Raw genomic sequence first — 12,995 nt, forward strand, 5'->3', positions numbered from 1 at the left:
ATTAAAAGGTTGTATTATTTAGGGCTTTTTCGATTCGTTGGATCAAATCGCGGTAATGGTTTTGGGTAGATTGGTCTCCTGTATTCTTTTTAGTTTTTAATAATTGAAGGATTTTATTTAATTCTCCTTTTTTATCTGAAGTTACTTCTGTAACTCTTTTTAAAGATGACTGATTGATATTTCGTACCATATGAGCATCATCTAAATAACTGCAAAGATGAGGCATATTTAAAGTCTGTTGAATATCCAGTAGTTTTTTTGCATCTGTTTTTTCAAACAATTTGTTTGTTGAAACAATTAAAACATCTACATAATTTTTTTGCGTCATACGCTCTAAAATCGATAATGATTTATTTGCAATTGTTCCTGCAAATACGTTCTGATGCATTTTTTTAAACAAGTCATTTACGGTAAAAACAGGGTCTTTGGATTTATTTCGCTGATACAATTCGTTTTCCGTCATTCGAAGCAAACGATCATCGCTGAATAAATCGTACAGAATACTGTATTGCAATTCTCTCGAAAGTGTATATGGCGTATATTCGTAAGGGCCAAGTGGAGAATCTTTCAACGGATTTGTTTTGTCTAAAATGTCATTGAAAAACAACCATTGCGGAATCGTAAGTACATTTTTAGCTAAATAATCAGCAGCTCTTTTTTGCATTGTTGCCGGAACCGGAATATAACTTTGTTTGTTGTCTCCATGAACGGTTTGATTCAAATAAACTCCACCAATATTATTCATTACATGACGGTTGTATAACTGCCATTGACCGATTGTTCCGATGTATAATTTTCCAGTTTCATAATAAGACTGATCTTTATCGTAAGTCCAATTGATGATATTGTCTACAACACGTTTTAAGTTTTTTAAACCGTATTCGCTGGCTTTAACTGCATCATTTCCTAAATCTTCAGACTGTGAACGCGGATCAACAATGCTTTCTTGCTGTTCTCCGTAGAAATAAATTGGATCGTTTTGGTGTTTTGCAATTAAAGTATTTAGGTTTAAAGTCTCATTATCATTTGGACCAAACCATCTGTAACCCCATTCGATAGCATATTTGTCATATTCCCCAATTTTTGGAGTAATCACCGTTACATTATCTTCTGGTTGAGCTACATAATTGTAACGAGCATAATCCATAATTGATGGAGCAGTTCCGCCCATTTTTGCTGTGAATTCTTTAGAACGAAGAGATTCAACATCATAAGCAAAAGAAGAACCCATATTGTGTTTTAGACCAAAAGTGTGCCCAACCTCATGAGAAGAGACAAAACGGATCGCTTCTCCCATATGTTCGTCGCTGAATTTATTTCCTCTGGCTTTAGGATCAATTGGACCTGTTTGAATACGCATCCAACTTTGAAGCGAAGTCATAACATTATGCCACCAGATAATATCGGCTTCTATAATTTCACCACTTCTTGGGTCAACGACAGAAGGACCCATCGCATTCGATTTTGGAGATGCTGCGTATGTAATTACAGAATAACGAACGTCATCAATATCAAAATCTAAATCTTTTTCAGTAGGTTCTTTTGCAATAACAGCATTTTTAAATCCTGCTTTTTCAAAAGCTGCCTGCCAATCGTGTACGCCATCAATAATATACTTTCTCCACTGGATTGGAGTAGAAGGATCGATGTAATAAACGATTGGTTTTTTCGGCTCCACTAATTCACCTTTTAAATATCGTTCTTCATCTTCTTTTTTGGGTTCTAGGCGCCAACGGGTAATCAATTCTTTTTCAAGCATTGCCTGCTGTGCATCGGCAAAATACCAATGCTTTTCGCTAAAAAAGCCAATTCGTTTATCAGAAAAACGAGGTTCCATTGGAGTTTTATCCAATAAAATAATATTACTTGTTACGCCAAGCGTTACAGACAAAGCTGGACCGCCTTCGCTTACAGAAGTTGTGAGTTGTGACTTCACCACAATATTTTGAGGAAAAGATTTTAAACCTTCAATATAAGAAAGCTCAGATTTAACAGAACCGCCAAAACCAATGTTGCTCAAAACATCATTGAAGCTTTTTTGTTTTCCGTCAAAAATCTTATTTACTTTAATAACAACAGAAGTCGAATCATTATTTTTAGTTTCAATATCAAAAACTTCAATAATAGATTCTGCAAAATTATTTTTAACCGATGTTGTAATCGCATCTTCTTTTGGCGAAGAAACTTTAGGAACATACGATTTTACCCAGACTTTCTTTGCAATTGTATCTTTATAAAAACTAATAATCTTGTTTTCATAATTCATTCCTTTGTTTAAACCTGCTTCGTTTACCTGAAAAGGAACTTGAGATAATTTGTTGACAACCAGAAATTCTCTTTTAAATAAACTATCCTGGATTTCAAAATAAACATCGGTTTTGACTTGAATAATATTAAAAAGACCTTTTTTAACGGTGCCTTTTTTAACAAGGTCATCGTATTTTTTACCTTTTTTAGAATCGGTAGAATCTTTTTTAATTTCAGTGGTCTCTTCTTTTTTGTCTTTCTTTTTCTTTTGAGAATGAACAGTAAGAGGTGATAATAATAATAGAAGTATGCAAAATGTTATCAAATTATGCAGGAATGCCTTTTCATTCATCAGATGTTAAGTTTAGGTTAATTTTTGAGCCGAAACTATTTGATTTTAGTTCAGAAAAAAAACAAAAGGGAGTGAATGGCTTTTTTTTAGGAGTGAATGGATAGTAATGGAAGGATACAGACAAAAGTGCCATCTTTTTCTGATGTCTTAAATTCGCTTTTAGAGTAATAATTATAAATACTCTTCAGATAGTTTAATCCAAATTTTGTACTTGTTTCTGCATTCAGTTTCTTTTGGAGATTGTTGCTGATGATGACTTGATCGCTTTTGATCAGGATTTTTGTAGTTAATGGACTTTCCTGTGTTGCTGAATTGTGTTTAATAGCATTTTCAACCACAATCTGAAGAGCAAGATATGGGATGTATTTGTTTAACGCAGTTTCGTTTTCTATTTCAATAGAAAAGAATAATTCTTCCTTAAAACGGGTCTGCTGCAAAAAGATATATTTTTCTATAAATAAAAGTTCATCCTTTAAAGGAACAATGTTCTTTTCTGGCGGATCAATTAAATAACGATAAATACGAGATAAATTCAATGTGAATTTCTGTGCCACTTTAATATCGCTTCCAATAAGCATATAAAGTGAATTCAACGAATTAAACAAAAAATGCGGATTAATTTGCTCCTTTAATTGCTGCAGCTGGATCAATGCTTTTTCTTTAATTATCTTTTCGTTTTCTACCAAAAGTTTGTTTTTCTCTTCAATAACAATTCCCTTTTCTCTGTAAGCGCGTCTGTTGGCATAAGAGAAAAGATAGAAAATCAACAGTAACATTACCGTTGTAATAGAATAAATTAAAGTAGAATATTTTTTAATCTGCGCGACATTTTCATCCACAAAAATTTTAGGGAAGTTAACGCAGACAAACCAATTTGAATTTTTTACATCTAATTTCTTAGTAAAGCGAATAACATCCAATTTTAAAAACTCAGACATTGTAATTCTCTTTGCAAAATCCTGTTTTTTGGTGAATATCGTATCAGAAGCCTGAAAAGAAGAAACCCTAAAAATGTTTTTTCCAATAAAAGCCGCTTCAGGATGGTAAACACAGGTGCCTTTTTTATCAAAAACAAAAGCATAATTAGAAGCCGTTTTGTCTATTTTTGAAATATAAGTATGAAGCAAACCCAAATCAATATCATAACCATATCGAACGGTTGTTTTATTTGCGGAGACAAGTTTGAAATAAATGCGCCAAATCCAATCCTTTCCATGAGGAATAACAATACTAATATGTTGTTTGATTTTATTTTGAAAAAGAAAATTTTTTATGTCTTTTTTGGTTTCGTCTGAGATTTCATTATTTCCATAATGAATACTGTTTTCATTAATCTGAAACCAATTATGTACAATCAGTTTATTATTCGCTTGAAGCGAAGAAAGTAATTGTAAATTATTATCAAGATTCGAAACGTTGCTTATTTGTAAAACATGCTGGATCTTTTTTTCCTGTTCCAGAAATTTTGATAATTCTTGAGATAAAAATTCCTGTTTTTTAATGAAGTTACGCTGCGCCATATCTTCGTTCGATTTTTCGGTCAAATCAGTAATCAAATTACTTAAAATGTAAACCGAAGAAACCGTAATAAGAATTGAAACAATGACGTAAATTACGAACGCTCTTCTTGAAGTAATATTTTTTAGTCTAAATTTCAAAGAATACCATTATGACTTAATTCGCAACAGCAAATTGCGAGTCATATAAATTTTTATAGTACCCATCAGTTTTTTGTAATAATTCCTGATGCGTTCCTTGTTCAACAATCAATCCTTTATCCATCACCACAATCTTGTCTGCATTTACAATTGTTGCTAGTCTGTGCGCTATAATAATAGAAGTTCTTCCTTTTGTAATCGTTTCAGTTGCGCGCTGAATCATTTCTTCAGAATAGGTGTCAATAGAAGAAGTCGCTTCATCCAAAATCAAAATACTCGGATTACTTACGTAAGAACGTAAAAAAGCAATCAACTGGCGTTGACCAGAAGAAAGCATAACGCCTCGTTCTTTTACATCAAAATCATAATTATTCGGAAGGTTCATAATAAAATCATGAACACCAATTTTCTTTGCTGCATCAATTACTTTTTCGCGGGTAATTTCAGGATTATGCAAAGTGATGTTGTTGTAAATCGTATCAGCAAACAAAAACACATCTTGTAAAACCACAGCGATTTGTTTTCTTAAGGAAGCCAAAGTATAGTTTTCGATATTTTCTCCATCAATGGAAATGGTTCCACCGTTGATTTCGTAAAAACGATTCAATAAATTAATAATAGTCGATTTTCCTGCTCCGGTAGATCCAACAATTGCAATCGTTTGTCCGGCAGAAACAGATAGATTAATTCCTTTTATGACTTCTTCTTCCGGAATATAACTAAAACGAACTTCATTAAATTCGATACTTCCGTTAAAAACAGGAGCTTCAATTTTTCCAGTATCCTGAATATGATCTTGTGTGTCAATAATATCAAAAACACGATTGGCAGCAATCATTCCTAATTGCATCTCATTAAATTTATCCGCAATTTGACGAAGCGGATTGAAAAGCATTCCGATAAACATCGTATACGAAAATAAATCTCCAAAGGTCGTAAAATGATCTCCGTTTAAAATTCTGAATCCACCATAAACCACAACTAAACCTAACGTAATAGAAGAAATGATATCGGCAATCGGGAAGAATATCGAGTTGTATAAAATTGTTTTAATCCAAGCAACTCGGTGTTTGTTATTGATTTCTTTAAAGTTTTCGGCTTCTATTTTTTCACGGTTGAAAAGCTGAACGATTTTCATTCCCGTAACACGTTCCTGCACAAAAGAGTTCATGTTAGCAATTTGTGTACGAACTTCCTCGAAAGCAATCTGCATTTTACGTTGAAAGATTCTTGTAATATAAACCAAGATCGGCATGGCAACAACCACAATCCAGGTTAGTTTCCAATTCATATAAAACATAAAAATCAGCACGACTAGCATTTTCATCAAATCACTGATAATCATGAATAAACCCTGACTGAAGATACGGGCAATTGACTCAATATCAGAAACTGCACGCGTAACAAGCTGACCAACGGGCACCAAATCAAAATACTTCATTCTGAAACTCAAAATGTGTTTGAAAAGTTTTGTTCTGATATCTTTTACAATGTCTTGTCCTAGCCAGTTTGCCCAATAAACAAAGTAAAATTGAGAGAAAACCTCCATGAGCAAAACTGCACCCATTAAAATAATGTACAACAATAAACCCATTTTGTCATGAGTCTTAATATAGCCGTCGACCGTTTCTTTTAGTAAATAAGGGCGAAGTGCTGCAAAAATAGAAAGCGAAATGGCAAAAATAATTACGCCGTAATAACGCCATTTATAAGGCTTTGTATATTTTAAAATTCTTTTAAATAATCCAGTATCAAATGCTTTTGCTTTCATTTATTTTTAAGCTTTAAGCTTTAGGCTTTAAGCTTTAGGCAAAAGTTTGGAGCTTATTGCCTACAGCTTATAGCTTATTGCTATAAATAATCGTAATCTATTTTGGTCAAATATAGACCATGTGCAGGAACCGAAAATCCTGCTTTTTCTCTGCTTTTGCTGGCAATAATGTTTTCAAAATCGGCCAAAGTAATTTTCTTCAAACCAATATTAATCAAAGTGCCAACAATAGCGCGAACCATATTTCTTAAAAAACGATTTGCCGAAATGGTAAAAATCAGTTTTCCGCCTTCTTGTTTCCAATAGGCCTCAAAAATCGTGCAATCAAAAGTATTGACATCGGTATTAACTTTTGAAAAGCACTGAAAATCGGTATGTTTCAATAATAATTGTGCCGCTTGATTCATTAATTCTACATCAAGTTTCTGCGTAACATACCAGCTCAGTTCTTGCAAAAATGGATTTTTGATGGTGTTGATATGGTATTCGTAAGTTCGTTTTTTAGCATCAAATCTGCAATGCGCATCATCATGAACTGAAATGATGTCAAAAATCACTATATCTTTTGGTAAATAAGAATTAAGCTTATGAACCAAAGCAGGAATGTCCAAAATCTTTTCTGTATCAAAATGTCCGTACATTTCACTCGCATGAACACCAGTATCGGTTCTTCCGGCTCCCATAATACTGATCGTTTCGTTTAACAAAATCGAAAAAGCTTTATTTAAGGTTTCTTGAACAGAAGAAGCGTTTGGCTGTATTTGCCAGCCGTGATAATGGGTTCCGTTGTAAGCGAATTGAATAAAATATCTCATTTTTAGGGACAGAGGTTCTGAGGCGCAAAGTTATGAAAAAAGGTTCTAAGATGCTAAGATGCCAAGGTTCTAAGTTTTTTCTTTTGCTAATAAATCGACTAAGCCGTAGAAGCGTATTTGCTTAGCGTTATAGTTGGTAATGTATTGTGTGTATAGAAAAACTTTGTATCTCTGTAACTTTGTCCCTTTGTTTCTAAAAACAAAAAAACCTTTGTAACTTTGTCACTTTGTACCTTTGTCCCTTAAAAAAAAAATGACTAAAATCCTCCTTCTTTCCGATACGCACAGTCACATTGATGATACTATTTTGAAATATGTAGCTCAAGCCGATGAAGTTTGGCATGCCGGAGATATTGGAGATTTGAATGTTACAGATACCATCAAAAAGTTAAAACCCTTAAAAGCGGTTTACGGAAATATAGACGATGCAAAAGCTAGATTGGAATTTCCATTAAACAATCGATTTATGTGCGAAAATGTTTCTGTTTGGATTACACATATCGGAGGTTATCCTGGGAAATACAATCCGAATGTGAGAGAAGAAATGGCTCAGAATCCGCCTAAATTATTTATTTGTGGACATTCGCATATTTTGAAAGTGATGTTTGATAAAAAAAATAATCTACTTCATATGAATCCAGGTGCGGCAGGAAAAAGCGGTTTTCATCAAATGCGCACGATGTTGCGATTTGTAATTGATGATGATAAAATCAAAGATTTGGAAATTATCGAAATAGGAGCGAAGTAAATTTTATTGAGGCAGCGGAATGTGAATTTTTATTTTGGTTCCCATATTGACTTTTGAAGTTATTGATAAAGTACCTTTGTATTTTTGGATTCTTGCCCTAATTCTATTTAAACCAAAACCTTCGACATCTTTTAATTTTTGGGTTTTAAAACCAATTCCATCATCATGAATATTTAAAATAAGCTGATTGTTTTTTTCAGCTAGAGAAAGTGTAGCTTTTTGGGCAGCACTATGTTTGATGATATTGTTGAATAATTCACTGACGATAAAATAAACCTTCATTTCAAATTTTTCAACGTATCTTTTGCTGATAGGAACAGAACTTGAGAATTCAAATTGAATAGCCGAATTGGAGTTTTTTTCGCATAAATCTTCCAAAGCATAAATCAAACCAAAACGAACTAAAAGTGACGGAACCAGATCGTGCGACATATCGCGTAAAAGTTCATGAGCTTCAGAAAGAATAGTTTTTGTTTTTTCAATTTCATCCGATTTTACATTATGCTGTGCTGTAAATGTATTCAAATGTAATCCAGCAGAAGAAAGCAGTGAGTTGATGTTGTCATGCAAAAAAGAAGCTAATTTTTTGCGTTCTATTTCCTGCGAATCAATTCCCGAATTTATAATGTTAAGAAGGATCTTTTGTTTGGTGTCTTTTCGCTTTATTTTTTGTTTTAATTTATTGTTTTGATAGAGAAGATAGAAGAGGAGAAAAACAATAATGATAAGGATGATTGACAAGCTGACTATTTTTTTGTTTCGGAGCTGTTCTGTTGTGTTTATAATTGTTTTTTTGTCTGTTGGACTGGTTAAAGAAACTTCGATCTTTTGTTTTTTTATAACTTCTGGATTGAGGAAATTTTCTTTAGCATTAAAAGAAAAAAGCAAAGACAAGAAAAAATACAAGCCAAACATACAAGAAGTTTTATGGATTAATCAAATTGTTCTTAAGTGCATATTTCACTAAACCAATGGTACTTTTAATGTTTAGTTTTTTCATGATGTTTTTTCGATGCGTTTCGACAGTATGCGAACTGATGAAAAGTTTTTCACTAATTTCTTTTCCACTATATTCCAATGCAATTAAAGTTATAATTTCTGTTTCACGCGGACTCAAAATAGGGTTTTCAATAACTACATTTTGATTCAGTTTTGGGTTGTCTTTAAAAGTATTGAAGATCTTTTCTCTTACAGCATCACTAAAATATTCCTGACCATTGTAAACGGCCTCAACAGCTTCAATTATATTTTCTCCTGCACAATTTTTGGTCAGATAGCCTTTTGCACCTAATTTCATTACTTCTTTAATGATTTTTAAGTCATCATAACTGGATAATATAATGACCTTGCAAAATGATTCTTTTTCTTTAAATTCTTTTAAAGTTTCAATTCCATCTTTTTTAGGCATACTGATATCTAGGATTAAAACATCAGCTTTGTCTTCGCAAACATCATTGTAAACGGTTGTGCCATCTAGTGAGCTTCCTGCGATTTCAAAATTAGGAACCGTTTTTAATAAGTTTGAAAGTCCATCAATCAAAACCTGATGATCATCTGCAAGATGGATTTTTATTTTGGGAGTCATTTTGTGAAAATAATTAAAATGCAAAATTATAAAATTTTACCTACAATTAGTTGATTTTAATCACAAAAAAACCCGAATAATTAAATTCGGGTCTTCTTCGCACAAATAAATTAAGTTTATAGGTTTACCTCAAACGATCTACAGATTTTACAAGATCTTCATCCTTTTTGATGGCCTTATTAGCTAAAACTAATAACACGATAGCAACAATCGGCATAAACATCCCAATACCTTTCTCAGAGACTTCAGTCTCTCCAGATAAATTTAGTGATCGATATACAAATAATCCTAATAAAATTAAGTTTAATATTATGTTCAGTCTGTTTAACACAAACTGATTTTGTCTCTTTTTAAATGAAATTATACTAATGAAAGTTAACATGGTTGTTAAGCCTAACAAAAAAGTATAAACCATATCCTGCATAAAAAAGAAAGGCTTTCCTGCACTAGTTGTCCATAGCGGAACAAAAAGCATTAAGATGCCCGTTGCAACAAAAGCTAGAAATAAATATACAGTCTGAATTCTTTGTATCATGATCGAAAAATGTTTTACAAAAATATATTTTCTTTTTTTAAAATACTATTGTATGATAAAATTTTATTCGTATTATTGCATCATAATACCGTAAGCACTTCATACTGCGGTCAATTCAAATTAATTATCTACCATTCTTTTTACAGTATTTCCTTTAAAATAATTAAATTCATAGAACATTCATGTTTGATATTTCTGCATTAAAAGAAATGAAGCTTGCTGAGCTTCAAGAAATAGCTAAGTTAGCTAAAACAATAAAGATTACCGGTGTCAAAAAAGAGACTTTAATTAGTCAAATTTTAGCACACCAAGAGAGCACTACTGCACCTACTCAGGCTCCTCAAACTGAAGCTGTTTCTGATGCTAAAGAAGACAAACCGAAACGCGCCAGAATTGCACCAGCAAAAACAAAAGCAGCAAATACCAAGAATACACCCGTTTTAGAATTTGATAAAGTAGAGGAACCTGTTCAAAAAAACGATATTGCAGAAACAGTTGAACCAATTGCAGAAACAGCAACTGTAGAAGCTAGGGTAAATAAAGCACCAGCAGCAAAAAAAGAGCCTAAAATTGTAAAATTTAATAAGTCGGCATACGAGAAAAAAGTAGCGCTGAAAAAAGAAAAGGAAGCTGTAAAAGAAGTTGCTCCTGAAGAAGTTTCAGAGGCAGCTCCATCAGAAGTAGTTGTTGAGCCGGCAGCTGAAATAGCCGAGAAAACTCCACCAATTGCTCCTGCAAAAAAGATTAATCCTAATCAGAACAAAAATCAGAATCCGAACCAAAACCAGAACCAAAACCAGAATCAAAACCAAAATCAAAACCCGAATCAGAATCAAAATCAAAACGGGAACGGTAACGGAAACGGAAATCACAATAATCAAAATCCTAATCATAAAAATAAAAAAAGCAATAATTTCAGAGATTCAGATTTCGAATTTGACGGAATTATCGAAAGTGAAGGTGTTCTTGAAATGATGCCTGACGGTTACGGATTTTTACGTTCATCAGATTATAATTATTTAGCTTCTCCGGATGATATTTATTTGTCTACTTCACAAATCAGATTATTCGGTCTTAAAACCGGAGATACTGTAAAAGGAGTGGTTCGTCCTCCAAAAGAGGGAGAGAAGTTTTTTCCTTTGGTTCGTGTATTGAAAATCAATGGACACGATCCGCAAGTGGTTCGAGATAGAGTTTCTTTTGAACACTTGACACCAGTTTTTCCTTCAGAAAAATTCAAACTTGCTGAAAAAGGCAGTTCAGTTTCAACCCGAATTATAGATTTGTTTTCGCCAATTGGAAAAGGACAACGTGGAATGATCGTTGCTCAGCCAAAAACGGGTAAAACAATGCTTCTTAAAGATATTGCAAATGCAATTGCAGCCAACCATCCTGAAGTATATTTGATTGTTCTTCTTATCGACGAGCGTCCAGAGGAGGTTACAGATATGCAAAGAAGTGTTCGTGGCGAGGTTATCGCTTCAACTTTTGATAGAGAACCTCAAGAACACGTAAAAATTGCTAATATCGTTCTTGAAAAAGCAAAACGTTTAGTAGAATGTGGTCACGATGTGGTGATTTTATTAGATTCGATCACTCGTTTGGCAAGAGCTTACAATACAGTTCAACCAGCATCTGGAAAAGTATTAAGTGGAGGTGTTGATGCTAATGCATTGCAAAAACCAAAACGTTTCTTTGGAGCTGCCAGAAATGTTGAAAATGGAGGTTCGTTAAGTATCATTGCAACTGCGTTAACAGAAACTGGTTCTAAAATGGACGAAGTGATCTTCGAAGAGTTTAAAGGAACAGGTAATATGGAATTACAATTAGATCGTAAGATAGCTAATAAACGTATTTTCCCTGCAATCGATCTTACTTCATCTAGTACACGTCGCGACGATTTATTATTAGACGAAAAAACTTTACAAAGAATGTGGATTATGCGTAAATATCTTTCAGATATGAATCCAGTAGAATCTATGGATTTTGTAAACGACCGCTTCAAGAAAACCAAAAACAACGAAGAGTTTTTGATTTCGATGAATGATTAGTTAGAGGGGCAAAGGGGCAAAGGGGCAAAGGGACAAAGCTTCAAAGGTTTTCTCTTTGAGTTTTTTAGAAAGAGACAAAGTAACAAAGTAACAAAGTTTTTTCCCTTTGATAAAATATAAAATGCAAAAAAAGGATGAGTTTTACTCATCCTTTTTTTATTGGCAAAGATTAGAAGTCTTTGTCCCTTTGAACCTTTGTCCCTTTGTAACTATTTTTTATCAACTACCGGTCTGTTTTCTCTATTTGCCAATTCCCAGGCAATTGAAAAAGCCAATTTGGTTCTTTTGGTTAAAGCATCGTATTCGATTTTTTCTGCTGTATCATCTTTTCCGTGGTAATCTTCGTGAACTCCGTTAAAGAAGAAAACAGACGGAATACCGTGTTTTGCAAAGTTATAGTGGTCAGAACGCTCGTAAAAATGATTTGGGTCTTTTGGGTCATTGAATTTAAAATCTAAATCCATTTTGATGTATTTCTCATTTTGCGCCACAACAGCATTATGTAAATCAGATGATAATCTGTCAGCACCAATTACATATACATAATTGTTGGTGTTTGAATGCTCAACATCGCGACGACCGATCATATCGATATTGATGTCTGCAATTGTGTTTGCAATTGGAAATAATGGATTTTCAGAATAGAAACGAGAACCATGCAAACCGTGCTCTTCACCAGTTACATGAAGAAACAAAATAGAACGTTTTGGACCGTGACCTTGTTTTTTAGCTTTAGCAAAAGCTTTAGCCATTTCAATAACCGCTACAGTTCCCGAACCGTCATCATCAGCTCCGTTGTAAACTTCACCATTTTTGATTCCGACGTGGTCGTAATGTGCAGAAATTACCAAAATTTCATCTGGTTTTTCAGAGCCTTCAATAAAAGCCCAAATATTTTCAGAATCTGCCAGATTTTCGTTACGTCTTGCATTTAAGTAAGATGCAGGAATATGTTGGTAATAATCTGAAGCACCTTTAGGAAAAGATATCCCGCTTTTTTTGTATTGCTCAATCATATAAAGACCTGCTTTTTTCTGTCCTGGAGAACCTGTTTCGCGTCCTTCCATTTCGTCAGAAGCAATCGTGTAAAGCATTTTCTTTAAATCTTTCTCAGAAATAGAATTAATGTATTTGGTTGGGTTCGAATTGTCTTTAGATGCTGTAGACTGCGCAGTTTTACAAGAGTACGCAGAAACAACTAATAATAGTAGGAATAATTTTTTCATCCTGTAG

The 12,995-nt window shown here is 33.4% G+C and carries 10 protein-coding genes; 2 read left to right on the forward strand and 8 right to left on the reverse strand.

Going from position 1 to position 12,995, the window contains the following annotated elements; translation table 11 throughout:
- Nucleotide 1 precedes the first annotated feature (1 nt).
- The 4 genes from K6T82_RS01980 to truA all read right to left on the reverse strand — a co-directional run bounded on the left by K6T82_RS01980 (nt 2) and on the right by truA (nt 6,843).
- Nucleotides 2-2,599: a zinc-dependent metalloprotease gene (locus tag K6T82_RS01980; protein WP_223704336.1), complete on the reverse strand. Its 2,598-nt coding sequence runs from the start codon at nt 2,597-2,599 to the stop codon at nt 2-4.
- An 86-nt stretch (nt 2,600-2,685) separates the two neighbouring features.
- Nucleotides 2,686-4,257: a histidine kinase gene (locus K6T82_RS01985; RefSeq protein ID WP_223704337.1), complete on the reverse strand. Its 1,572-nt coding sequence runs from the start codon at nt 4,255-4,257 to the stop codon at nt 2,686-2,688.
- Nucleotides 4,258-4,273: 16 nt separating this feature from the next.
- Nucleotides 4,274-6,028 (reverse strand): ABC transporter ATP-binding protein, encoded by a 1,755-nt coding sequence (locus K6T82_RS01990; RefSeq protein WP_223704338.1) that lies wholly within the window; start codon nt 6,026-6,028, stop codon nt 4,274-4,276.
- An 80-nt stretch (nt 6,029-6,108) separates the two neighbouring features.
- On the reverse strand, nt 6,109-6,843 hold the full coding sequence (gene truA, locus K6T82_RS01995) for a tRNA pseudouridine(38-40) synthase TruA (RefSeq protein ID WP_223704339.1): 735 nt from the start codon (nt 6,841-6,843) through the stop codon (nt 6,109-6,111).
- A 253-nt stretch (nt 6,844-7,096) separates the two neighbouring features.
- On the opposite strand from truA, the gene K6T82_RS02000 reads away from it, so the two are divergent.
- Nucleotides 7,097-7,591 carry a metallophosphoesterase family protein gene (locus K6T82_RS02000; RefSeq protein ID WP_223704340.1) on the forward strand — a complete coding sequence of 165 codons (495 nt, stop codon included), beginning with the start codon at nt 7,097-7,099 and terminating at the stop codon, nt 7,589-7,591.
- A gap of 3 nt (nt 7,592-7,594) precedes the next feature.
- On the opposite strand, the gene K6T82_RS02005 is transcribed toward K6T82_RS02000, so the two are convergent.
- The 3 genes from K6T82_RS02005 to K6T82_RS02015 all read right to left on the reverse strand — a co-directional run bounded on the left by K6T82_RS02005 (nt 7,595) and on the right by K6T82_RS02015 (nt 9,711).
- On the reverse strand, nt 7,595-8,506 hold the full coding sequence (locus K6T82_RS02005) for a sensor histidine kinase (RefSeq protein WP_223704341.1): 912 nt from the start codon (nt 8,504-8,506) through the stop codon (nt 7,595-7,597).
- A 10-nt stretch (nt 8,507-8,516) separates the two neighbouring features.
- Nucleotides 8,517-9,176: a response regulator gene (locus tag K6T82_RS02010; RefSeq protein WP_223704342.1), complete on the reverse strand. Its 660-nt coding sequence runs from the start codon at nt 9,174-9,176 to the stop codon at nt 8,517-8,519.
- Nucleotides 9,177-9,300: 124 nt separating this feature from the next.
- On the reverse strand, nt 9,301-9,711 hold the full coding sequence (locus K6T82_RS02015) for a DUF4293 domain-containing protein (RefSeq protein ID WP_223704343.1): 411 nt from the start codon (nt 9,709-9,711) through the stop codon (nt 9,301-9,303).
- Between the two features lie 182 nt (nt 9,712-9,893).
- Here K6T82_RS02015 and rho point away from each other — a divergent pair, with 182 nt between their 5' ends.
- Nucleotides 9,894-11,762, forward strand: a complete 1,869-nt coding sequence (gene rho, locus K6T82_RS02020) for a transcription termination factor Rho (RefSeq protein ID WP_223704344.1) — start codon at nt 9,894-9,896, stop codon at nt 11,760-11,762.
- A 209-nt stretch (nt 11,763-11,971) separates the two neighbouring features.
- On the opposite strand, the gene K6T82_RS02025 is transcribed toward rho, so the two are convergent.
- Complete coding sequence (locus K6T82_RS02025) at nt 11,972-12,988, reverse strand: M28 family peptidase (RefSeq protein ID WP_223704345.1); 1,017 nt, start codon at nt 12,986-12,988, stop codon at nt 11,972-11,974.
- Nucleotides 12,989-12,995 lie beyond the last annotated feature (7 nt).

It is taken from the genome of Flavobacterium potami, from assembly GCF_020026915.1.
GTDB classification, from domain to species: Bacteria; Bacteroidota; Bacteroidia; order Flavobacteriales; family Flavobacteriaceae; genus Flavobacterium; species Flavobacterium potami.